17 protein-coding genes and 1 pseudogene are annotated in these 24,497 nt (G+C 40.6%); 13 read left to right on the forward strand and 5 right to left on the reverse strand.

Annotation, left to right across the window (positions count from 1 at the left end; all coding sequences use genetic code 11):
* Positions 1–8 precede the first annotated feature (8 nt).
* Positions 9–1,628, reverse strand: a complete 1,620-nt coding sequence (locus DRB05_RS08110; protein ID WP_128726485.1) for a hypothetical protein — start codon at positions 1,626–1,628, stop codon at positions 9–11.
* Positions 1,629–1,830: 202 nt separating this feature from the next.
* Between DRB05_RS08110 and DRB05_RS08115 the strand changes: the two genes are divergently transcribed.
* From DRB05_RS08115 to DRB05_RS08150, 8 genes are all read left to right on the forward strand, one after another.
* A complete protein-coding gene (locus tag DRB05_RS08115) occupies positions 1,831–2,142 on the forward strand; it encodes a helix-turn-helix transcriptional regulator (protein WP_128726486.1) in 312 nt (103 codons plus the stop codon).
* Between the two features lie 52 nt (positions 2,143–2,194).
* Positions 2,195–4,807: a restriction endonuclease gene (locus DRB05_RS08120; protein WP_128726487.1), complete on the forward strand. Its 2,613-nt coding sequence runs from the start codon at positions 2,195–2,197 to the stop codon at positions 4,805–4,807.
* An 81-nt stretch (positions 4,808–4,888) separates the two neighbouring features.
* The gene (locus DRB05_RS08125; protein ID WP_128726488.1) at positions 4,889–6,067 is read left to right on the forward strand and encodes a TniQ family protein; all 1,179 of its coding nucleotides are present in this window, start codon (positions 4,889–4,891) and stop codon (positions 6,065–6,067) included.
* A 3-nt stretch (positions 6,068–6,070) separates the two neighbouring features.
* Positions 6,071–8,122, forward strand: a complete 2,052-nt coding sequence (locus DRB05_RS08130) for a type I-F CRISPR-associated protein Csy2 (protein WP_128726489.1) — start codon at positions 6,071–6,073, stop codon at positions 8,120–8,122.
* Positions 8,122–9,144, forward strand: coding sequence for a type I-F CRISPR-associated protein Csy3 (gene csy3 / locus DRB05_RS08135; protein WP_128726490.1), 1,023 nt, complete (start codon positions 8,122–8,124; stop codon positions 9,142–9,144). The genes DRB05_RS08130 and csy3 overlap by 1 nt, the downstream gene beginning before the upstream one ends.
* A complete protein-coding gene (cas6f, locus tag DRB05_RS08140) occupies positions 9,141–9,734 on the forward strand; it encodes a type I-F CRISPR-associated endoribonuclease Cas6/Csy4 (RefSeq protein ID WP_128726491.1) in 594 nt (197 codons plus the stop codon). Before csy3 ends, cas6f begins: the two co-directional genes overlap by 4 nt.
* A gap of 741 nt (positions 9,735–10,475) precedes the next feature.
* Positions 10,476–11,465: a hypothetical protein gene (locus tag DRB05_RS08145; protein WP_205125729.1), complete on the forward strand. Its 990-nt coding sequence runs from the start codon at positions 10,476–10,478 to the stop codon at positions 11,463–11,465.
* A 5-nt stretch (positions 11,466–11,470) separates the two neighbouring features.
* Positions 11,471–15,082 carry a DEAD/DEAH box helicase gene (locus tag DRB05_RS08150; RefSeq protein WP_128726493.1) on the forward strand — a complete coding sequence of 1,204 codons (3,612 nt, stop codon included), beginning with the start codon at positions 11,471–11,473 and terminating at the stop codon, positions 15,080–15,082.
* A gap of 796 nt (positions 15,083–15,878) precedes the next feature.
* Here DRB05_RS08150 and DRB05_RS22940 read toward each other — a convergent pair.
* Positions 15,879–16,064: pseudogene (locus DRB05_RS22940) on the reverse strand (transposase); the annotation flags it as partial.
* 488 nt (positions 16,065–16,552) lie between these two features.
* Here DRB05_RS22940 and DRB05_RS08170 point away from each other — a divergent pair.
* From DRB05_RS08170 to DRB05_RS08180, 3 genes are all read left to right on the forward strand, one after another.
* Positions 16,553–17,617, forward strand: a complete 1,065-nt coding sequence (locus DRB05_RS08170; protein WP_128726495.1) for a hypothetical protein — start codon at positions 16,553–16,555, stop codon at positions 17,615–17,617.
* A gap of 7 nt (positions 17,618–17,624) precedes the next feature.
* Positions 17,625–18,152 (forward strand): hypothetical protein, encoded by a 528-nt coding sequence (locus DRB05_RS08175; protein ID WP_128726496.1) that lies wholly within the window; start codon positions 17,625–17,627, stop codon positions 18,150–18,152.
* A 215-nt stretch (positions 18,153–18,367) separates the two neighbouring features.
* Positions 18,368–19,576 (forward strand): IS256 family transposase, encoded by a 1,209-nt coding sequence (locus DRB05_RS08180; RefSeq protein ID WP_128726550.1) that lies wholly within the window; start codon positions 18,368–18,370, stop codon positions 19,574–19,576.
* A gap of 66 nt (positions 19,577–19,642) precedes the next feature.
* On the opposite strand, the gene DRB05_RS08185 is transcribed toward DRB05_RS08180, so the two are convergent.
* Complete coding sequence (locus DRB05_RS08185) at positions 19,643–20,176, reverse strand: XRE family transcriptional regulator (protein ID WP_128726497.1); 534 nt, start codon at positions 20,174–20,176, stop codon at positions 19,643–19,645.
* An 82-nt stretch (positions 20,177–20,258) separates the two neighbouring features.
* On the opposite strand from DRB05_RS08185, the gene DRB05_RS08190 reads away from it, so the two are divergent.
* A complete protein-coding gene (locus tag DRB05_RS08190; protein ID WP_161568679.1) occupies positions 20,259–21,734 on the forward strand; it encodes a serine hydrolase in 1,476 nt (491 codons plus the stop codon).
* 143 nt (positions 21,735–21,877) lie between these two features.
* On the opposite strand, the gene DRB05_RS08195 is transcribed toward DRB05_RS08190, so the two are convergent.
* Complete coding sequence (locus DRB05_RS08195; protein ID WP_128726499.1) at positions 21,878–22,501, reverse strand: DsbA family protein; 624 nt, start codon at positions 22,499–22,501, stop codon at positions 21,878–21,880.
* Positions 22,495–23,361: an MBL fold metallo-hydrolase gene (locus tag DRB05_RS08200; protein WP_128726500.1), complete on the reverse strand. Its 867-nt coding sequence runs from the start codon at positions 23,359–23,361 to the stop codon at positions 22,495–22,497. Before DRB05_RS08200 ends, DRB05_RS08195 begins: the two co-directional genes overlap by 7 nt.
* Positions 23,362–23,466: 105 nt before the next feature.
* Between DRB05_RS08200 and DRB05_RS08205 the strand changes: the two genes are divergently transcribed.
* Positions 23,467–24,354: a LysR family transcriptional regulator gene (locus tag DRB05_RS08205; protein WP_128726501.1), complete on the forward strand. Its 888-nt coding sequence runs from the start codon at positions 23,467–23,469 to the stop codon at positions 24,352–24,354.
* The last annotated feature ends 143 nt before the right edge of the window (positions 24,355–24,497 follow it).

Genomic DNA, 24,497 nt, shown 5'->3' on the forward strand with positions numbered 1-24,497 from the left:
GTCCGTGATCAAACAGGCTGTACATGTATTCTCAGGTTGTAGTTGCGACTTAACTCTATTTTGTTTGAGTAAATAGCACCTTTAGCGGTGAAAGAATTTAACGTGCCATATATTATTTCTATTGGGTCCATCAGCCTTTTGACCTCGTCGAGTAAGCCTACAGATTCAGCTAGATTACGAAGCTCATAATACTCGTTAGTCAATGGGTACTTAGCTACGAGTTTTTCAAAAACCCAATTTGGGTTTATTGGGCTTCCAATATTTGTTTGGTCAACTATCTCCGCTATTTCGGCTAGTAGTAATATATGCCAACGACCAAAACACCACAGCTGGCATTGTGCCCCGAAGCTATTAGATAGTGATTTATATTTTGGGTAAGCCGTGACATCTAAACTAGGTGAGAGAACATTCTTGTTTTTACGTAACCAACTTTGCCATTGCGTGTAATCTTGATACGAGTAACCGGACCTAGCATGATTAGCGTAGTAGCTAGCTGCTAATTCAATTCTAGCTTTCACTTCATGTTTGCTGAATTCTTGCAGCTGTAGCTTAATCGCTTCATGTTCTGCCCAGTCATTTCGATGTTCATCAGTAGGTACGGATAGCCACTCATAGTCGAACGTAATCTCATTAGGCTTGGCCCAGATAGCTTTTTCATGAGTTTTCAGCTTTATTCTGGGTTTTTTAGAAGTTAGGCTGAATATTATGCTGAATTCTCTCGTTTCGTTGTTCTTTTTTATCAGATCACAGTTAGCTCTTACATAGGTCTTTGCTATCTTAGAGACTCGAATATTTTGCACTCTCGCGAACTTACCCTCATAAGGGACTGCTTTTAAAGTAAAACGTTGTCCATTGATTGAAGCTTTAAACATATATGAATAGCTTGGAAGCTTAATATGGCCGTGTAACTCAGTCGTTTTGAGGTTGTTTTCAATTGCATGAATAAGTTTATCGCGGCGGTCCTTACACTCTTGTTCATCACGTTTTTTTCTTTCTTCTGCGGCTTTGAGTGCTGTGGCAGCTTCTTGCTCTTGTTTGAGGCGCTCAGCCCTTCTTTGGCGTTCTTCGGCTTCTTTTTGTGCTTCTATGGCTTTAAGTGTCGCTCTTACAAACTCGGTATCGATCCAAGGGTAAATCCACTCAGCAATTGTTTCAGGGGTTAATAAAGCTTCTTCTACCACCTCAAAACTGGTGCCAATGTATGGAGCTAAATCATACTCCATTGACATCAGTCCATTTGATTTGAAGAAGTTTAGTTTTTCTTCGGTGCAGGGACTTTTCACTTTAACTTCGATGTAAATTGGGCCAATTTCAGTGAATAAGGCAACATCAATTCTAAATTTATCTAAGCTCAGCTCTATTTCGGCGCTGTTTATTTTGATGCTTTTAGGTGGTTGTATAAATTTTTGATTTTGAATAACAACTTCGTGACTAGGTAGAAGAATTGATGACTGCGCTTTAACAAACCGTTGAGCAAACAGGTGCAGGGCCGTCATACGGCATTCTCTTGTTTCTAATTCCTTAACTTCATGAGCAAAAGAATGCGCTTTTACACGTCCTGCATTACGGGCAATAAGATTGTTTTCGCACTCAGGGCATACACAATTACAAGCCTTGCCATTTTTCACATCACTAATATGGACCAACTGTTTATTTTCGTTGAGTGCATATACGAGCATTATTCATTCCTTGTGCCCACTATAATTTGATGAAAAATATAGCAAAAAAAGTATATGAAAGTACATGAGTTAAAACTAAGTATTCCTTAGTACCAAAGTGGGCGCTATACTAAGAGAATCTTAGCTATTGAAGTTAGTAGCTAAGGTACTCATGGAATCACCAACGCCTTTACGCCTAAAAGAAGCCCGCAAAGCAGCTGGCTACACACAACAGCAGCTAGGCATTGCTTTAGGTATGGAGCCCAACACGGCCAGCGCAAGAATGAACCAGTACGAAAAAGGTAAGCATGCACCAGACTTTACTACGATGAAGCGTATTGCTGATGAGTTGGGCGTGCCTGTGGCTTATTTTTATTGTGAAGAAGATGATTTGGCTGAATTGATTATCAAATTTAGCCAATTAGAAAAGCGCGATAGAGATGCTATTATTGAGCACCTAGAAAAGATACGCTCAACGGCATAGGGAAACATAAAACTTAAATTCATATTCGTTTTAAAAGTTGGGATTAGAGGAAATGAGTAGTCAGGAAAACTTATTGGATAGCTTATATGCTCTTCGCGAAGATGCATTTACACAAGATATTTTGATGCCCATATTTAAAGCGTTGGGATATACATATGTTAGTTTTAATGGCGGGCCATATGAATTTGGTGTAGATCTTGTAGCGGCTAAAAAAGATGACTTATTTGGTAAGTACGAGCTAACAGTAATACAGTCCAAAAAGCTAAACTCTGACAAAGGAACAAAAGAAAAAGTTGATATTAACAATTTACTACTGCAACTAAGTCAGTGTAAACATCGAGAATTGGAAATACCTGAAGCCGGTAGGAAAAGACCTGACAAAGTAATATTAGCTACACCAGGGCAATTAAATAGCCGTTTGAGGGAAGAGATACAGCAAGTTGCGCAAGGCCATGGGGTTGATATTCTGGAAGGCCCTCAAATTATCAAGCTATTAATGTCTCATTGTCCACATTTGATAAAGAACCTAAACGGTATTGAATGCATTATTACCGACAATACAAGAGCTGAACAGGGGAATGCAGCTCTAAAAAAAGCTCTCTTTATAAACAAAACTCAAGCATTGTCGGATTATGCGTGTGATCTTGAATTCTTTTTTGGTTCGCGAAAAGAAAATTCATTGCTCCTCTCTAATTTGGATTTTCTAGTAAGAGATTTGACGTTTACAGAAGGAACGTTCGAGAACTTTAAGTCTTTTAACGATTGTATGGAAAAAAAGTTAGGGTTTAGTCTTGCTGAACAAAACCTTTCAGCCTATTACAAAGCTTATTTGAATCAACAGCAGCTTTATCTATCTCCAGAAAATCAAGATTTGATGAAAGACCTTAAAAAGAGTCAGCAGGAGTTAGCTGAATTAATAGAAGATATATTTGATGCAAGTAATGATGCTTACTACTCAAAAAGAATTGATTCTGAGACGCGGGATGAAATCCAAAGTATTTTAAATCGTTCCGACTTTGCTAATGCGAATAATTTGTGGAGCGTCGAGATAGATGAGCTGTTACGGAAATCATCATCGAAGAACTTGCCGCCTAAACTTAGTACATTGATAGCCAAAAAGTTCAATGAGGTTGCTTCTACTGAGCATAAGACTGTCAGCAAGCCTGAAATAAAAATTGCCATATCAAAAGAGATAATAGAAGAAAGAGTGACGTATCCCATTTCGCAGTATAAATCTGCGCTTGAATCGGTTAATGAAGGTGGTACAGATGACTTTAAGGTTCGAGAGTTACTTGTTCAAGCGAAAAAAGTCGGGTTAATACAAAAAGTTCTTTTTGGCCAGGGTAGCCCTTTCACTCAGGTTGCAGAAAACAGACGGCTTGCTGAAAGAGAAGGTACTATTTCGATCTCTCCGTCAGTAGTTATCGACTCTGGTGAAAACATTGCAATATTTGGTGGTGCTGGGTTTGGAAAGACCACTTTATTGCAGTTGTATGCTAGCAAATGTGAAACACTACAGGCTAAGAAATGTATTCTTATAGAACTAGCAGAAAACGTAAATATATTAAAAAAACACCTTAAAAAAGATTTCAGTGATGAAGAATTAGCTGAAGGATTGTTAAAAGCAATTCTTGAGTACAAAGGTGTAATTTCTTCTGTTGAGAATATTAAGATTCTAAAGACATTTCTTAATGATAGGGCACCTTTATTGTTAGATGGACTTGATGAAGTTTATAGCGAAGTACCAGTACTCATCAAATCAATAAAAGCCTTCTCAAGTGTTTATTCTCGTTTTCAAATAGTAGTTACGAGTAGACCCAATATGAGCTACTTAGATGAGATTGAATTTATAGGAATTAGCCTTTTACCATTTACGAAAGAACAGTTATATCAGTTCTTTAGATCATGGTGTTCAGATCGGAAAATAGCGGATAAATTAATAAAAAAGGTTGAGTCAAGTAGTTCACTTCAATCTACAGTTACTAATCCTTTGTTAGCCACAATTGTGTGTCATTTGGCTGAAAGCGGGATAAACATACCACAAAGCGAAAGTAAAATTTATGAAGAGCGCATTAAGTTACTAACAGGTACTTATGATCAAGCTAAAGGTATTAGCAGACAACAAAATTTACCTGATAACTTAATGTTAGTGGCTGAAAAGCTAGCTTTTCTTTTCCATGTACATTCAACGAGGCAGTTGAGGTTTCAACAGGCTTTAGCTGGTTTAGTAAAGGAGTTGAATCATTACCTCAATACTAAAACACTCCAATCTTGCTTAGAAGAGTTAATTGAGCCTTGTGATATTTTACAATTTAATACTGCCACGGAAGAGTTAACATTTGGGCATTTTAGGTTTCAAGAAAGTCTAGTAGCGCAGCATTTAAGAAGATTAAATCACTATCAGTTCATGGAGTATTTAGGCCTCGACTTTTGGAAAGGAGCTTTTGGTTTATTTGCTGAGCAAAATGACATTAATGCTTTTTTTGATATTTTTGCGCGTTCGGAGGATATGTTTAAGCCAACATACTACTCGACTCTTGAGGCTATGATAGATATCAATACGACTGACCGTGAGAAACGACAAGGAATGAAGCAGCTTTTACAAATGACGGCAATGGCAGTTGAAACCATTGGGTTCAATGACAATATTGATTATGATTACTGATTTTATTTTTTCTCTTCTTTTTTGACTGATGAAGCTTCGTCAGCTAAACCTAAACTAAGTTTTCCTTAGTTTAGGTTTTAAATGCAATTCCTTTCTCAAACAACTCCTTACCCAGATGAAACCATTGAAAGCTACTTGCTTCGTTTGTCACAAGACAATGGTTATCTTGGTTTTGCTGATATGGCCGATATTTTGTGGGATTGGTTGGTAACGCAAGATCACGAGCTTGAAGGGGCTTTTCCAAATGAGTTGCAATCGGTTGATGTGTATAAAGCATCGCAATCGAGTAATTTTCGGGTTCGAGCGCTGCGGTTGGTCGCGCAGTTAGCAGGGGTTGAAGCGTCTGAGCTGCTTAACTTGTGTTGGCTCCGTAGTAATACACAGTTTGGTGCTATTACGGCGGTTTCTCGTGGTGGGTTATTGGTGCCTCGCCAGTTGCTTCGTAAGTCTGGGATTCCTGTTTGCACCGAATGTTTAAAGCAAGATGCGCACATACCTTACCTTTGGCATTTAAGAGCCTATAAAGCCTGTCATAAGCATAATCTGCAATTAACTAGAATATGTGGGCAATGTGATGCTGAAATTGATTACAGAGCGTCTGAGGCGCTTTTAGAGTGTGAGTGTAGTGCTGTAATCAAGCCAGCTGCAAAAGCAAACCAAGCAGACTTGAAATTGGCAAATGCCCTTGCAGGTAACGCCGTTGCAAAGCTCGTTGGGCTTATGGCTTGGTTTAGTCATTGGCGAGCTATCAGCTGTGATGACCATGATTTTAGCGAGCTGTTTGTAAACTTCTTTTCTAACTGGCCCAGTGGCTTTGCGGATGAACTAAGTAACATCGCTGAACTTGCGAAAGTTAAACAGCTTAGGCCGTTTAACCACACACCATTTAATGAAGTATTCGGTAGTTTGCTTAAAGACAGCAAATTAGCCTGCGCTGGCTCGCAAGGCTACAACACGGTGCAGTTGGCCATCATTGCATTTTTAACCAAGCTTGTAGAGCAAAACCCTAAGAAAAAACACCCAAACTTAGGTGATCTACTACTCTCTATGCTCGATGCCGCAGTAATTCTTGGCACAATTACCGAACAAGTGTTTAGGTTATACGAAGAGGGCTTTTTAGCAGCAGTTCAACCACCTAAAAAGAATACGTTTTTAAAGCCGAGCGATAACGTGTTTTACCTCAGGCAGGTTATTGAACTACAGCAGTCTTTTGCACCGAACATGCCTAATAACCAACAACAATTTGTACCACCATGGTGATCAATGGAACTGCACACACTACTACAAAATACGCCAAGTAAAGAGCTTACCCAAACGCTACGAGCCGCATTTGCACCATACTCTGAACATGTTGATATTACAGGGAGTGAACCTCAAGCACTGGTGATTTTAATTAACCTCACCTACAAGCGAAAAGACATCAAAGATTTAGCGAGTGTGAGTAGTGCCAAAGCTGCGCTACGCGATGAGCAACACCTTAAAACCTGTATTGATGAAGTAAAGTGGTATCACACCCATAATTTAAAATACCCCGATATTCGAGTTAGCCACCAAAGGCTAATGGCGCAAGTGGTTGATGATGGGCTTAGGGTAGTCAGTAGTAGCAGTTATCCAAGGCAATTTGGCTGGTCGCACGACAGCGCTAAAATTAATCATGCTAAGTTGTTTTTAACTGGCTTTGTTTGGCGTGGTGAATATATGTGTTTGGCGCAGCTGCTTGCAAAGCAAGAGGGTTTTTGGGTAGCGCAGTTTAGAGAGCTAGGGTTGCTAAAAAGAGATGTGATTGCAGTGTGTGAGCAAATAGCCGCGCAGCTCCCTCATGAAGAGCTGCCCGAGCAAATTAGTAATTACACCCTTCAGTTACTCATTCCAATTGAACATGACTACCTGAGTGTATCGCCCGTTGTAAGTCATGCCGTTTTAGCTGCGCTGCAAATGGCAACGCGCAGCGGTTTGCTTAAACGCGGGATCATTGAACACAATCGACCTGCAAATGTGGGAGAGCTGCCAAGCGCATTGGGTGGTAGAGTGAACGTGCTTAAATACTTTGCCAAAACTTACTGTGTGACAACCGTTAACGACTACTACAGCCAAGGCGAGCAACGGCTTTTTAATGTGGCGGCATTAAATAGTAAAACAGTAAGTGAGGCTTTGCTGGTGCTATCAAAGTCTAAGCCGTTTAATACGCTGAGGCAAAAGCGCTTGGCACGTATTGCTGCAACAAAGACGTTAAGAACAGCGCTTCACGGATGGTTAGAAAAGCTTATCAAACTAGCGCAAAGTGGAGCGATAAATGACTCTGGTCCAGAGCCAGTAAAGCTTTTAGCTACGCAAGAATACAAGCAGTTAGAGCTTGTTTTAAGCCAAGAGTTAAACAGGCAAATGAATGGGCTTAAATACTTAAAGAGTTACGCTTATCACCCAGAACTAATGCCTATCTTAAAAGCGCAACTTAGTTATGTGCTATCGCATCAAAATAACCAAGAGGACGAGCTTGAGGCGGAGCATATTCAGTACGTGCATTGTCAGAATTTGCGAGTCTACAACGCCGAGGCAATGCCGAATGCTTACTTAATGGGTATGCCGTCAATCACCGCGCTTGAAGGTTTGGGGCATCAATTTCAACGCAAGCTGCAAAAGCTGTTAGGCAGTGGCGTACATGTGATTGGTGTGGCTGTGTATATTCGCTCGTATCAATTGCACAACAACAAGCAGTTGCCAGAGCCCAACAAACTCAAAAAAGACGGTCAAAAGCGTGTGCCGCTTCGTTCAGCAATTATGCAAATACCTAAGTGCGATATATGTTTTGACTTGGTGTTTAGGGTGCAAACCAACAATCAAGCTGTTGCCAACGACTTGTCTGAAAACCTGCTGAAAGCGGCATTTCCATCGCGCTATGCGGGTGGCACGCTCCATCCGCCATCGTTATATGATCAAGTTGATTGGTGCCAAGTCTATGCAAAACCACTGGCATTGTTTGAGCGCATCCGCTCGTTACCTAAAGGTGGTTCGTGGCTTTATCCAACCTCGATCGAGGTAAGCAGTTTTGAGGAACTGGCTGAGCAGTTAACGCTGCGACCTACTATGCGGCCAGCTGCACTGGGTTACTTAGCTCTTGAAGAACCAAAACCAAGGCAAGGCTCAATCACCCAGTTACATTGCTATGTTGAGCCTGTTATTGGGTTGCTTGAATGTGTAGATGCGGTCACGGTTCGGCTATCTGGCGTTCGGCATTTTTTTAATCATGGGTTTTGGGCCATGCATTGCAAAAAAGCATCTATGCTTATGAAAAAAGCCAAGTTTGAGTACGACTAATGAAACTCCCGCGCCAGCTCTCATATACCCGCTCGCTCTCCCCAGGTAAGGCGGTGTTTTTTTATAAAACGACTGAAAGCGATTTTGAACCACTACAAATTGAACGGCAAAAGATCCGAGGTCAAAAGTCAGGCTTCGCCGAAGCCTATAAAAATGAAGTCACACCCAAAGAACTTGCTCCGCAAGACTTAGCCTTTGGTAATCCGCACACCATAGAGCTTTGTTATGTGCCGCCCACCGTGCAACAACTCTATTGCCGGTTTTCACTCAGAGTAGAAGCAAACAGCCTAGAACCTAACGTATGTGGTGAGCCAAAAGTAAGTTACTGGCTAACGCGGTTTATGAGCACCTATAAGCAACACGGTGGCTTTGGGGAGTTGGCAAAGCGCTATGCCAAAAATATCCTCATGTGCGAGTGGCTATGGCGAAACAAAACATCACCCAATGTAGATTTAGAGATAATTGGCGAAGGGTTTGAACCTATCAGCATTAGCAAAGCCAACCGTTTACGCTGGGATGGCAAATGGCGCGAGGCTGAAGATGCACTGCATACACTCACAGAAGTGATCCAAACAGGGCTAGAAGACCCATATAGTTTTTGCTTTTTAGAAGTAACCGCCAAGCTCGACACCTACTTTGGGCAAGAGATTTACCCAAGCCAATCATTCGCAGAAAACGATGACGTAGCAAGAACTTACGCTTATACCCAAGTAGCGGGTAAAGACGCAGCCTGTTTTCATTCTCAAAAGGTAGGGGCTGCCATTCAAATGATTGATGACTGGTACGATGAAGACGCAAACAAGCGGTTAAGAATTCACGAATACGGGGCAGACTACAAAAACGTGATAGCCAGACGCGCACCAAGCAACCGTTTAGACTTTTATTCACTACTACAAAAAGTCGCGCTATACGTAAAAGAAATGGAGCAAAACGGGCTAAAAAACCAAGAGCAAGCCAGCCATATTCACTACATAGCAGCAGTTTTAATCAAAGGCGGGTTATTCCAAAGGACCAAAGAATGAGCAGAGCATATTTCACCATTACTTACCTGCCAGAAAATTGTGATGTGACCTTATTAGCAGGCCGCTGCATTGGCATATTGCACGGTTTTATGAACAGACGAAGCTGCAACCACATTGGCGTAAGCTTTCCTAAATGGACCGACAAACACTTAGGCAATCAGATAGCTTTTGTGAGTGAAGATAAAACCGCACTTAAAAACCTAAGTCAGCAAAACTACTTTGAAATGATGGCCCACGACAAGCTGTTTGAAATATCGGCCATAAAGCCAGTACCAGTCGATGTCCCTGAAGTACAGATTATCCGCGATCAAAGCTTAGGTAAGTTATCTATGGGTGAAAAACGCCGCCGAATGGCACGCGCAAAACGCAGAGCTGAAGCACGTGGTGAAGAATACATTCCACAGTACGTGCCAACCGACACAGAAATTAGTGCATTTCATAAAATACCCATCGCCAGCAAAAGCAATCAAAACGACTTTGTACTGCATCTAAGGTTAGAGCCAACAGACTCAATACAAAGCACCTATAACAGCTATGGTTTTGCAACAAACAACGAGTACGAAGGTAGTGTTCCGCTACTAGCCTTTTAGATATCGATAGCTTTTGGAGTGCTGTATATCAAAGAGTTAAGAGCAGAGAGTAAAACAAAGGTTATTTGCTAAAAGTAGGTTTAATAGTATGGAATTTATAGAGTTTTAAGCTAACTTTAATAGTGACCTGCCGAATAGGCAGCTGGAAATCAAACAAATTCGTCGCCAGTTTAGCGTGGTGTTGTGACCTGCCGTATAGGTAGCTGGAAATCAACTAATTGAGCAACTCGAATCTGAACAGGAGCGCTCTACCGTATAGGTAGTTGGAGATTGGTTAGATTTAAGTAAGGAACGTGAATAATACTTGTCTGCCGAGTAGGTAGCTGAAATTAGGTCTGGAAGTAAACAACCACATCGTATGACATACACCTGCCGAAAAGGCAGAGGCCAACTAAAAAGCCCCAGAATTTACCGGGGCTTTTTGATGTTTAAAATTGAATGCAAAGGTTTGATTTATTAATTTCTATCGCCTATTAATAGGGTTTTTCAAGTTGTAGGGAAAATGAGTGATAGGATTCGAGCAGTACATGCAAGGATATTAAAATCAAAACTTTACAGTAGAAGAATATAATCGCATTTTTTCATGAACGGTGTTAAAAAGGTAGGTATGAAAGTAGAAATGATCTCATAAGAAGACTTAGTTTACCACTTTAGAAAGGTCCTGTTGAACTGTTTTACGGATGGGCACGATATTCGCTATAGAGCTAAGATGAACTCTGGATTTATTGCTACTCATACTCAATGCCTCAACAAAATTTTTATGTCAAAACAATAAGTATGGAAGAAAGTTTAGTGTCACTTCATGATTGCCCTCCGCCCAGTTTGGATGAGTGGCTGGAGCAGAACTCCAGTTTTAGCAAAGGTTATGGCCATTTATTAATGGAGCAAATAAAGGATGCCGATGACAAGTTACTTTCTGCGTTAAAGTTATATTTTGAGTCGGCGCATCTTGATGCAAGAAATGTATTTCATGATTTTATGGGGATAAGCCTTCACCCAGATGATGAGCAACAAGCTGCTATTAGTTATCCTACGTCATTGCACCTTACTACATTGAAAGGCTTTTTTGGTGAAGTTTTGGCTGGTTTGTTAGCTGAAGGATACGATTTTGTTGGTCATCATGATTGGAATGTTCCTGTTTTCTTATTTAGGTTTCATGATGATGCTAAGAAATATCTATACACATTGGTTAGAGACCCAAATCAGAAGCGTCAAACTATAGGGCGTTTAGGAACAGATTTTATTGGTGTGTCTATTGTTGATAATGGGGAAGTGGCTCGCTTAATTTCAGGTGAGGCGAAATGGAGAAAGAAATTAAACCAAAGTGCTGTCGATAATGTAATGCTAGGGCCAAAGAAAAAAGGGAAAGAGGAGAGAGAAGAAGGTAAAGGTGTGTGGGCCGAGTTAAATAAAGAAGTAAATCCGCCAAATGGTCTAAGGGAGCTTCAAATAGCATTAAAAGAAATTGATCCTGAGGGTTTTGCCGAAACTATTGTTTCAATGGATAAGTTGCTTTCAGCTTTTGATTCCATCACTGTACCGAAAACAGATCTGGTTCTTATTGTTGGGGAGGCAAGTAAGAAGCGAAGGAAAGGAGAGTGCCATATTGAATCTAAAGAGGTTCCAAAGGAGTATCTTGCAGGTAATGATCTCCAAGTTGCTGAAGTTGTTTTAAGGAATGGTGAACGGTTAATCACAGATTTGTATGCTTCTCTCTGGGTTGAGGAATAATAATTATGCCGCGTTTAGATGCGAAACGATTAGAAGTTGCAAGATCTGTTAGTGATAAATTAGCAAAGAAAGGAGAGTTAACCCCTTTTCAAGCTAGGTCGTTCGTTCGCTGTCTTCAAACTTCATGGGAAGTAGAAGTAATTAAATGGCGAGAAGGTGAGTCATTGAAACTACTAAACCATGCCTATAATTTGCTACATGTTGCAGACATATTCAGAGAGGTAGAAGGTGATAATTCACTTGACTCTTTTAGAAGCTATAAGAGAGCAGCTGAGTTATTAGAGTGGTTGGCTAGATCCGGTGACGAGATAAATATAAACGTTCCAGTAAGCCTACTTGCAGGGGCTGCATATCAGCTTAGTGGATTACCAGCCATGTCGTCAGGACTATTGAGGCAAGTTACTTCTGAGGGTGCTGGATGGAGCTTATACGCTCATTTTTTACAAGGTGATTTTGATGGTGTAATAGGCTCAGTAAGCACATTTTGGAAAAGTTCATCTGAGTTAACACAGAGAGGCGCGACATCTAATCTTTTAAGTGAAAACGAAGAGGATGCTTTTTCTTGGTACATATCTGTGGAGCTGGTACGTACTATAGGTTTAATTTCACATTCTTTAAGAGTCAATGACAAGCTTCGTTTAAATGTTGGGTTGAAAAAGCTTGATGCAATGCGCCGAATGGGTAACAGAGCTCTGGGGAGCGATATTTCACTCTTAATTTCGATGTTATGCGAAGTCGCGGTAAATTTTAGTAAGGCAACTATATACAATTCAGTCGAAAGGTTGTCAGAAATATCCCCGAAGAAAAGTGACACTTTAAAAAGGTTGGCGAGAGCGCAATATCACAATGGTCGAGGTATTTTGTGGGCTTCCCAGCTTGCAGGTGTAGAGCGCTTAATAGAGCAATCATCTTTTGCTCTATGTACACCTACAGGTTCAGGTAAGACGCTTGTAGCTAATTTAGCTTTAATTAAGGAGTTATTGTTGGTTGATAGCGACCCTTCAATGGGGCCGTTAGCAATTTATTTGGTACCTTCAAGGGCCTTAGCTAGCGAGGTTGAGAGAAAGTTAACCCGAGAAATGGGCAGTGAGTTTGTTATAACAGGTCTTTATGGTGGTAATGACTGGGGAATAACAGATTACTGGCTAGAAGCAGAACGTCCTACAGTCCTTATTGCAACTGTTGAAAAAGCTGAAGCATTGATGAGGTACTTAGGACCGTTAATAGTTGCACGTTTAAAACTTCTAATTCTTGATGAGGCGCATCAGGTAGTTCCTGATGACCCGGAATATACAATGAAGAAGTTTGCGAAGCATGAGGACAGATCACTTCGCTTGGAAAGCTTTGTTTCTCGTGTTTTAGTACAAGCCCCTGAAATAGCGCGATTAGCTTTGACTGCTGTAGCCGGTGGTGCAGCTGCTCCAGTATCAAGATGGATTGAGCTTGATAAAGAGGCGCAACCAGTTGGGTTAAACTATAGGAGTACTCGGCAGTTAGTAGGTGTCTTCGAAACACGCGCTGGGTCAGCACCAAAGATTAATATTGATCTAATGAATGGTGCTCCGTTAGTTGTTGCCGGCCGAAATAACTCTCCTTATCTTAATATTAGAATTGACCCCATGCCACAGCTACCCGCGGCAATGAGAAATAGTTTAAATCGCTATAATCAATTAGAAATTCTTTGGACTTCAATGCATTTTCGTCAGAGTGGAAAGCGAGTTTTAATTTCCCTAACTCAAGCTCCTCAAAGGACCATGAAGTGGTATTGTGAGGCACTGGTTCTGCCTGAGTGGACGAACCTGGTAAAACTTATGTTACCAGAAGACCCAATTCTTCAAAGGGACTACAATGAGGCCCTTGATACTTGCCTCGATTATTGTGGTGAAGATTCATATGAGGCGACTTTATTACGAGTTGGTATTGCTACAAGTCATGGCCAAATGCCCCAACGGTTACGTCTGTTGATGACAAATTTGATTGAGCATGGAATTTGTTCTATAACTATCGCGACAGCAACTTTGACCGAGGGAGTAAATCTCCCGTTCGATATCATTTTTTTGCCTCAACTAAGAAGGCAATCATACGACCGAAATGAAAAAGAAACAATTATACTTCCATTATCTACTTCTGAGTTTAGAAATCTTTCCGGTCGAGCTGGTAGGCCAGGTGCGGCTAAATCTATGGAAGGCCTGACACTCATAGCAATTCCGCAAGCTCCTTCTACGACTGCTAAAAGTATGAAAAGTACTCAGCAGAAACAGGTAAGGCAATTCCAGTCTGATTATGAATATTTAATCGAAAGGCTTGAGGAAGACGAAGATCTCGAAAGAGTTAACAGTCCTTTGTCATTGCTTATGAATTCAATTTACACAAAAGCTTTAGAGCATGGTTTGGTGAAAGATCATGAAGATTTTTTGGTCTGGTTAGAAAGGAGCTCTCCGGGTGATGTATCAGATACCGCTGCCATGGGAGACGAATCATCATTGGCAGTTCTTGCTGATACTTTAGACGAGCTTGACGGTGTTTTATTAAGTGCGGCTGAAGAGTTTAGTGTAGGTCACGAGAGTTTTGAAAGTAGCGATATTGAAGAATGTCTTAAGGCCTTGTGGGGAAAAACATTTTCGACTTATGCTGTATTGCAAGAGAATTGGATGGAGCGTGCTTTTATTAAAAGAGGTATAGCTATAGTAGAAGAAGTTTACTCAGACGAGGATGAACGGAAAAGGTTGTACCAGTATGGCTTTACACCTTTTATGGGTAGAAGGTTTGATACTGTTTTCAATGATATTAAAGAGATCTTGATTGACTCTGAGGAGTATGGAACTTTAGCTGCTGATGATAGGTTTGACCTTTTTGAGAAATTAGCAGAAATAATAAGATATGAGCAAGGTTTTGGGTTTTCTGTGGGCCAATCAGATGCTGCACGGGAGGTCCTGGAAAATTGGAGTGATGTATTGAAATGGTGGATTAATATTCCTGATTCCGCCACTCCTGAGCCAGATGAACTTCGTGAATGGCAGAGGTTTGTTTCTGAAAATTTGGAATTTAAATTAGGTGTGGCTGTTGGTGCTAGTGTCGCGCGAGCTTGGTCTGATGGAGTTGGTGGTGAATTGGTCGTCCCTAGTCTTGAAGACTGGAAAGAGACAACGGAATTGCCTTGGTTCGCTTTCTGGGTACGGGAGCTGCTTAGGTGGGGTACACATGAACCATTCGTAGCATTTTCACTAGCCCAGGGGGTTGCAAAAACACGCTCTGAAGCTTTCGAAATGAAAGTGGATTTTGATGAATGGTTAGAAAATAATTATTATGATATCGAGCCAGAAGATAGGATTGACCCGAAGCTTTTTCTTAACTGGAGAAAAGGTCTTGTCGAGAGAAAGATTCGCAGAAAAAAAATGCCAAAATATCCTGCTGAAATAACTGGTAGCGATGGCTCAAGCGGTGAATATAATGTATTGCCCCTCTATAAAGGTGATGTAGTAATTTGGTTAGATCCAGCTGGTTATGAGCTAGCAAGGTCTAATGTGGATGACTGGGGTGACCAATACGGTCTCCAAAGTTTTGATTTTAAAATGACAGTTACAGAAGGTTCGGCGATTGTTAAAAGAATATTTTAGAAGCAATTATTATTAAGAGTGCAGTCATAAATCCGATCTCGACGAGTTTTGTGACTAAATGCTTTGATGTAGTAAAAAGTATATGGTAATTGAAATAGGTTTTTAAGAATAATAGATCCTGTAACAGATTCTGTGTAACTGCTAGGTAGTTAATATGTTTTCCGAGGCGGTTTTCAAACTCGATAATAAAGCGACTCATCGCTTGGCGCGAGTTTTGAATGGGCATCGTCCATTTTTTTGTAGTCATGAGTCATTTCTCTTTTTGTTTCTTAACTTATCGAAATGACATAGAAAATTGAACACTACCAGGTTGTGTGGAGCTACAGACTGACATGGTCACTTTTTGTATCCTTTCACTTCACTTTTACGCCAATTTATACTTCAATCATAACGCTAAGTCACTGAAGTAATTTGGTCGCTTTATGCAAACTTAGACTACAAACATCAATTGTTGTTGTTTGTAGTGTAAGTCTTATTAATAGCACTTAAAACTATACTAAATCATACTAATTCCTATTCTTTTAAAGTAAAAAACTAATTCTTAGTTCATTAGATCAATAGCACTTCTTATACTAATCTACTAAAACTCTTCAGCACTAATTGGTTTCGTTACCGTGTTAGTCAAAGTTCTTGCGCAGGTTAAAAGAGATAATTCAGGCTTATTGATTGAAGTACCTGTGTTGCTTAGCGAATATGGCGTATTCGATCCCTTACTTGATTACGTTATAAGCCAGTCGCACATTAAAAGTTTGCCATGGATGAATCGCATTACGTTTGCTTGCCAACTGTTGCTCGAGTACTTGATGACATGCTCATCGAGTATCAACTCCTCCGACTCATTGAGTGGCTCATCTTCAATAAACTTTTGGCTTATCCAATTGCCTTTAAACAACTTGTGCCATCGTATAACAATCGCTTCATCTGACAAACGTTTAGCCTTTTTATCATTAACATATAAAACAATGTGGGTGTGATTACTCATCACGGCTTAAGCACAGATATCAATACAAAAAACATCCCCCAACATCAGGAGTTTTTCTTTAACACCATTCCGGCGGTGTTCGTATGATTTGCAAGTAAATTTATTTTCACCGCACAGAAAGGCGCGCCTAACGCAGCGGGAGGTACAGTGGTAGTATTTGATGTCGGTTAGACTGACTTGTCTTTTACGGGCAGTTGCCACAGTTTGGTTTCCTCAATCCTTTGAGTGCAGAATCAAAGCTTAGGCGGTATCTTAGAAAGGTGCAAATAAGTGGTGGGTATCAGCGATTTAAGCGGAAAATAGAGGGCAAATATTGGTGCATTATAACAACGAGTGAATATTCATGTTGTGTACTTAATAGGGCAAGATTGACCTGCGTCATTTGTGGTTTTTCGCTATAGTCGATTTTCGATATTTTTGGTAAATATATTGTAAAATTAAAGATAGCAAAATATGATGTTACAGCTGTTTATTATAGAGAGACCTGTATGAGCAAGGATAAGAGAAGCAGAACAATTCATTACAAGCTAGCGAAAACATCACAAACAACATTAACATTGCAAGAAATGCTAGAAAGTGCATTAGAAGATGAGAGCAAAGGCTTGCACCTTGTCATAAATAGGCAAGAATATTTAACAGATGACCAAAAGAAAAAGCGTTTTTTAAATAAACATAGTCGTTACAGTGGTAATATGTTGATGTGCCAACTGGTTCAGTACGAAGCAGGGCTTAGCCAAATGATAATTACATTAAATGAGCAAGCTAAGGCGTATCAACTTAAATCTCTAAAGCCTGATGATATAAAGAAATTGACTGAAGTCTCAGATTCATCAGATCAAGAATCTGAATTCTTAAACTCTGTTCTTTATTTTGGTGTTTACAACAATCATATGATTGTTCTTGGTAATCAAACTTTGAAAACGAAGGAACTTGAAAGCCACTTAAATTGGTTTTTAATGAATACCGTGAACATTATTTCATCCAGTATTGTTTTGTGCGACCAAGTTTCATCAGAAGCAAAGAAAAAACTAAAAAAACAGGAAGTAAAAAGTCTTGTAATAGGATCTGATGTACTATTTGAACCTCCCCAGGATTCAGACACAAAAATCGTCGACTTTGAAGAAAAGCATAATGAAATAAAAAGTCTTCACTTGAGCCCTAAAACTATTGGTGCAGAGTTTTTTTCATTCTTAAGAAACGTTGGTCAAATAAATTCTTCTGCACTCGATGAGGCTTTGGATGATGCTAATTTAAAAGTAAATATTGAAGTGACTTACAATAGAACCACGACTAAAAAAGGACAAAAAGTGCTCGATCAGCTGACAGGAGCATTCAGGCATCTTGATAAAGATGAGCTAAAAGTTAAGCTTAAAGGTGGTGGTGAGATACGAGGTGATGAGTTAAAATTATCAACTAAGATACAAGTTTTGTTTAGTGACGGAAGTATTGATGAAGGTGACTTGTATACGAAAATGTCAACTTGGCTAGCGGACAAAATTCAACTTGCTGAAGTGGATCAAGATATTATTGAAGCAATTATTAGTGAAGCATAAAGTCATTATGATCAAGAGTAAAAATAGCGCACGCAAATATTGGCTAACAGGACTTGTTATAGCAGGCACTTTCAGTATTGTCTGTAGCGTTATTTTTTCGTTTGTAGGTGGAGTCGTCACGAAATCGCCGTGGGTTGCAATATCGCTTTTTTTACTTCCTTTACCACAGCTATTTACTATCTATAAAGATTTGAATGATTTTGGGGCGATAGATAAAGTGTCATCTACTGAAAGAGAGCGATTAAACGAGCAAATACTTGAATTAAGAGGCTATATGATGGTATTTCTCATCATAACTATTTGCTTTGCTGTGATTTCTGTTTTTGTACTATTTTACAATGCTCATCACGCATTACCTTTGCAGTACATCGCAATGTTATTTGGTTTTTTCGCGGGATGGATAATCTATCTTATGGTTACACTGTTTAGGATGCATAACCAAGTTGGTAGCTTCAAAGCTAAGATTTATGAACGAGCTAAGAAAATATCGATAGCAAGAGCGAGTTCCAAAAAGCTAAGAGAAAAAACGCAGTAACACAGGTCACTTGCTCGAACCTTCTAATTTTAAGACCTACAAGAACTCACTGTTATCAAATGAAAGTAAGCTACCCAGTAATAGCTTGAGGGCAAGTCTCGCATCTAGCATGATGCTACGTAATACTATCCGCTAATGACATAATGTCGACTCTGTAACTAAATCTGTGTAACTGCCTATTATTAATCCTTAAAAAGGGTTTAGGATAGGCAATGATGAATAAGAAAGAACTGGAAGCGTTTGCTAAGCAAGCTGCTAAATCAATTAAGTCAGAAGCAGATTTAACTGACTTTCGTAAAATGTTAACCAAGGTGACGGTTGAAGCAGCACTCAATGCTGAATTAGATGAACACCTTGGGTATGCTCGTCATGAGCAGTCTGAGCAACAAAATTCCCGAAACGGTTATTCAGCTAAAACCATTCGAACCGAAGATGGTGAAGTTGAATTAGATACACCTCGTGACCGAGATGCTAGCTTTGAGCAGCAACTGGTTAAAAAGAACCAAACTCGCTTCACGTCAATGGACGACAAGATTTTGTATCTATATTCCAAAGGCATGACGACCCGTGAAATCGTTTCTACGTTCAAAGAAATGTATGACGCTGACGTATCACCAACACTGATTTCTCGTGTCACAGATGCCGTTATCGCTCACGTCGTAGAATGGCAAGCTAGGCCACTTGATGCTGTTTACCCAATCGTCTATCTCGACTGTTTAGTTGTTAAGGTTCGCCAAGATAAGCAAGTCATCAATAAGGCCATTTACTTAGCCTTAGGTGTTAATATAGAAGGCCACAAAGAACTGCTTGGCATGTGGATATCAGAGAACGAAGGCGCTAAGTTCTGGCTAAACGTGCTAACAGAACTTCAAAACCGTGGCGTTAAAGATATCCTTATCGCCTGTGTTGACGGCCTTAAAGGCTTCCCTGATGCAATTAATACCGTTTATCCAGATACGCAAATTCAGCTCTGTATCGTACATATGGTGCGTAATTCATTGAAGTTCGTGCCGTGGAAAGACTACAAGGCCATCACGGCTGATTTAAAGCGCATATACCAATCAGTAACTGAAGACGAAGCCTTAATGGCCTTAGAACAGTTCGAGCAACGCTGGGATAGCAAGTACCCTAATATATCTCGCTCATGGCGCAATAATTGGCAAAACGTCAGCACCTTATTTAATTACCCCGAAGATATTCGAAAAGCTATTTACACTACCAATGCCATTGAATCGCTGAACTCAGTTATCCGTAAAGCCATCAAAAAGCGTAAGCTGTTCCCGCATGATGACTCGGCTAAAAAGGTCGTTTACTTGGCTATTGAGCAGGCATCTAAAAAATGGACGATGCCGATAAGAAATTGGAAATCGGCCTTAAATCGATTTATGATCGAATTCGAAGACCGATTAAAAGATGTTATTTAAAACTGGCAGTTACACAAAATGTGTTACAGGGTCAAGCCAATCGGCAAAAATTCGTTAAAATGAAATTCACTTATAAACTATGACGTTAATAAACTTTGTAGCAGAATCTAAAGCTCTATAACCATGCTTTTGCGCAGCACTAAACTTGGTTTTCTGATCAGTTTTAAGGAGGTGCCAAACACCGTCATAAAAAACTTCAAGTTGACCTTCTAGAACATGAACAAGTTCTTCGGCAACATTATCATGCGGCTCTCTTAAGTGTTCATCATTTGGAATGAGAGAAATGACAAACACCTCGGTATTTTTGCTCCCGTTAGATGAATAAACAGGAGCAAATATAGAGCCTTCTTGGTTGATAGAGTTATTCGAATTCTGCGGGTCGCTCGAATCTAGTAACATTGTGTACTCTATGCCAATACCCTGCGCCAACTTCCACAATAATTCAACTGTTGGACTAGACTCAAACCTTTCAATTTGTCCTAACATCGCCTTGGAGATGCCGGTCATGTTGGCCAATTTATCAAGGCTTAGGCCTCTCTCTTTTCTGATGTCTTTTAATCTAACACCTAGGTTTTTGGAAATTACCGATTTAACTTTCATTACGTTGTGCGTTATTGCGTACGGTGATATTGTGTACACTATAACGCACAATGCAGCACTTATCTATTCGAAAGGGAATTACATGCCTAGTAAAACTTTTGCTTGCTTAGTTTATTTACTTTGTTTCATCAGCTCGGTCAGTGTCGCGTCAGAATATACGCCTTTAGACAACTTTATTGTTAAAGCCAAATCCATGACTAAGTCGGCTTCAGGCACATCCGTTGTATTGATTAAGGATGGTAAAATTACTCACGAAGTTCACGTTGGTATGGCGAATGTTGAAAAGCAGCTCCCTGTCGATACAAATTCGGTTTACTACTTCGCTTCGACAACTAAAGCGATAATGGGGCTGGCGACATTACAGGCTGAAAAAGAAGGTTTGCTTTCTAAGGACTCTACGTTGAGGCAGCTATTTCCAAACGTTAAGTTTTCTTATATCAATCCTGACAACTACTCAGTCAGAGATTTATTGTCTCATCGCTCTGGGTTAACAAATGACGCGATGACATGGACTTTTTCTTACACAGGAAACCATGACAAAAAGCAACGACTTCATTTTGTTTCCTCGCTAAAACCGCACCCGAAAATTAAAAAAGGTAAGTTTGGTTACACAAACCTTGGATACAATCTTTTAGCAATATGGTTTGATGAGAACTATGAAGGGGGATGGACAAATGCGATTAAAGAGCTAGTGCTTTTACCTGCAGGAATGAAAAATTCAACAGCAGATGTTGACCAAGCGAGATTGCAAAATTGGCCTATACCAAGCCCATATTCATATAAATTTCGAAGTGGTCAATCTGAGATTTATATGAATAAAAACAATGCGACTTTGTATTCAGTGGGTATCTTTGCCAGACCAAATGATTGGGGTAAGTTGATAACCCACTTGCTACCAATAAATGCAGAGCACTCAGCGTTTCCCAAGTCGGTTGTAAGAGTGTCTCAACAACTACTAGTCAGTGATATCGATAGCTATTTTTCCGGCTATGGATGGGGATGGATGCACTCAAAAGTCGCTGGTGAAAGTGTGTTAATGCACACAGGGGGATTTGATGGCGCTTCTGTTCAAGTATCTTACGCTCCCGAAAAAAACCTTGGTGTCGTTGTTGTTCATAACGAAAGTGGGCTCATTGCAAATGAGTTAAATGGCAGAATAACTGAAATCGCTTATAAAATGTTAACTAATCAAGATGTGAGTAAGCTTATTGAATTCCATCAAGAGGAGATGACTGATCTTGCTGTTTATGTCGAGAAAGCAAAAGCAGAAATTGCCGCTAAAAGAGAAGACTTGTCAAAACGCCGGAGCATATCACCTTCGCTTAAGTCATTACTTGAAGGTGTATACGAAAACACGGATGTTGGACGGTTGACTATTAAACAGAGAGACAGCGATTTACATCTTGCTTGGGGGGATTTACAGAGCAAGATTTACAGTGGACAAGCAGATAATGAATTTATAGTAGAACTTAGACCGGGTAAGTTCTACGAACTAACCGCTGATAAAAGCATGTCCGTTATCGAATTAAAGGATTGGCAATTCCAAAAAGTTAGGTAATTCAGAGGCAAGGTTAGTGGCAATCTAAATGCAAATTGGTGTGACAACGTCAAAGTTGTGTAGCGGATATGCCAGCAGCCCCTTTTGGAGCTCACATTAGCGTAACAGCAAATCCAATTTCAATTCAAAAGCTTGTCATAGAACTAGTGTATGTAGTCATCAATTAGCTGGCGCCAAGCATCGGGCTTACCGTAATAGGCAGCATGCGGAAGCTTTATCTGTTTCTCATGCTTTTCAAGGATAAGGGTGGGGTAGCCAGTAACTTGAAGCTTTTGCATTAATAGGCGGCTTTGCACGATTTTTGTTTGCTCAGCCCCTTGGTTTGCCAGCATAGCTCGTTGCCAGTGGTTTTTATCTAGCCCAAGCTCAACGGCTAGCTCCTCTATAGCCTCAGCTCGGTTAACCTGTTTGCCCTCTATATAGTGGGCATGCTGAATAGTTTTAAGCATGTTAAGTGGCGCTATGCCCAATTGCTCAGCGGTTATGATGGCACGGGCGGTGATGTATGAGTCAAGGATCATCGGATCGTTACTATTCACCCTTTGGATGTAACCTTTGCCAAACTGCGCGCCTGTTATGCTGGCTATACGCGCATCGCTTGTGAGAATGTGGTTGCGGAACGCTTTCTCTATAGATTGGTTGGCAATCATACCTCCAGGATGCAGTTCAAGCTTGAGGTCACTGTTGGCTGCAATCGCATCCAACAGTGAAGTCGCACCGTAACACCAGCCACACATGGGGTCGAAGAAGTAGTGCACTTTTACCATTTCATCTCTCCCATATGTACCTTAGCACCAATACCCAACGCCATAGGCAATCCTGCATCAGGGTAGCGTGCAGACATACTATCAATCAGCTCAGCGCTATTTTTACTGCTGCTTTTTGCCTGACTAAAGTCGCTTAAATACTGCTGCGAGTAGCTTATGGTACTTGTATCAAGTTTGGTGCCTGCTTTCATGTGACCAGGTATTACAATCTCTGGCTTGAGTGCTTTTAACTCTTTTAATTGTCGACTCCACGCTTGTTGACTGCGTTGGGATTGCGCATCAGCCATCCATAAGTGCACATTACCGTAGACTGCAACATTGCCCAGAACTGCTTTACTTGACGGGATCCATAAGTAGGGGCGGTGCGCTAGCTCTGATTGCGTGCCGTGGATCTCTATTTTGTGCCCATCTACAAAGAGTGTATTTCCCTCTACAACTGTTGGGATGTACGGTTTTACAGGAGCATTCGCGCCCATTTTTGGTGTCCAAAATGCTAATTTACCCGCGAGCTTTTCTTCAATCACTGCTTTTACGGCCGCTGTGGTTAGGATCTTAGCTTCTGGGAACAAAGTGTGTAGTACTTCCGCGCCAAAATAATAGTCCGGATCAGCTTGGCTGATAAAAATCGTTTTTAGGGTTTTGCCGCTGTCGAGCACTTTGGCAGCTATGCGTAGTGCATCCGCTTTGGTAAAACCCGTATCTACGACCATCACTTCACTCTCACCAATCACCAGTGTTGAGTTAACGTGGAAGCTGTTTTTGTCAGCGTTATAAACATCCAGTGTAAGTGGGGCGGTGTTTGCTGCAATCGCATTGCTTGCGAATAAAATTGATGCTGCTATCAACGTTAGGTGTTTCATATCTTTTGCCTCTTTAGGTTTAGTACGGAGCAGATGATATGAAATTGATAGGTTCAAAAAAACATGCCAAACTAAACATCATTGTTTCATAAATCGAGCAAATATATGGATAGACTCATCGCTGCTAAGGTATTTGCCGACATTGCAATCACGGGTAGCTTTACCGCGACGGCTGACAGGCTAGATATGTCTCGCCCAATGGTAACTCGGTACATTGAAGCAATGGAAAGCTGGCTAAATATTCGCTTATTACATCGCACCACGAGAAAGGTGTCTTTAACGACAGCAGGGGAGTCTTGCTTGGAAGAAGTGAGACAGTGGCTGAGGCAAGCCGACACCATAACCGGCTTGGCGGATACCAGCGGCAAACTGTCTGGTACGGTTCGACTAGCAACCAGTATGTCTTTTGGCTTTTCTCAACTCGTGCCCGCTATTCAACAGTTTATGTCAGCACATCCTGATGTGAATATTGACATTGATTTGCAAGATTCTGTGGCCGATCTCACTGAGAGTCAGATAGATCTTGCTATTCGTATTGCCTCTGCACCGGACCCTTCTTTAATTGGTAAATCAATTGCAGTATGTAGCTCAGTTATCGTGGCGTCCCCACAGTACCTTGCGAATGCAAGTGAAATCAAAAAACCTGATGACCTAGCTGAGCACTTGTGTCTCGGGTATAAGAACTTTCAGCAGCATATCTGGCATTTGCGCAAAGGTAACTCACAGCAGTCGGTAGCGGTAAACTGCCGTTTAACTGCGAACGAGGCGACCGCCTTATTGCACGCAGCGTTAAATGGCGCTGGTCTGGCAATTCAACCCACTTATTTGGTTAACCGCTACATCAAATCTGGTGAGCTTAAGCTGGTACTACCTGATTGGAAGCCAAACGATATGAATATATACGTGCTCTATTCTTCGAGAAAGTATATGTCTCCAACCGTGAGGGCGTTGATAGATTATTTGTCTCTCTATTTTGCCCGTACGCCATGGTGAGATTTTATTGGTTATCTTGGATTAAATAATTATATAAGCGGATAGCAATGCTGTTGAAACCGCAATGGGTGTTAGGTTTAAGTTTTATTTGTATCACCGAAAACGTTGTCAAAGACACTTGTATTTGATGATAAAAAACGGTC

The organism is Pseudoalteromonas sp. A757, from assembly GCF_004103285.1.
GTDB classification, from domain to species: domain Bacteria; phylum Pseudomonadota; class Gammaproteobacteria; order Enterobacterales; family Alteromonadaceae; genus Pseudoalteromonas; species Pseudoalteromonas galatheae.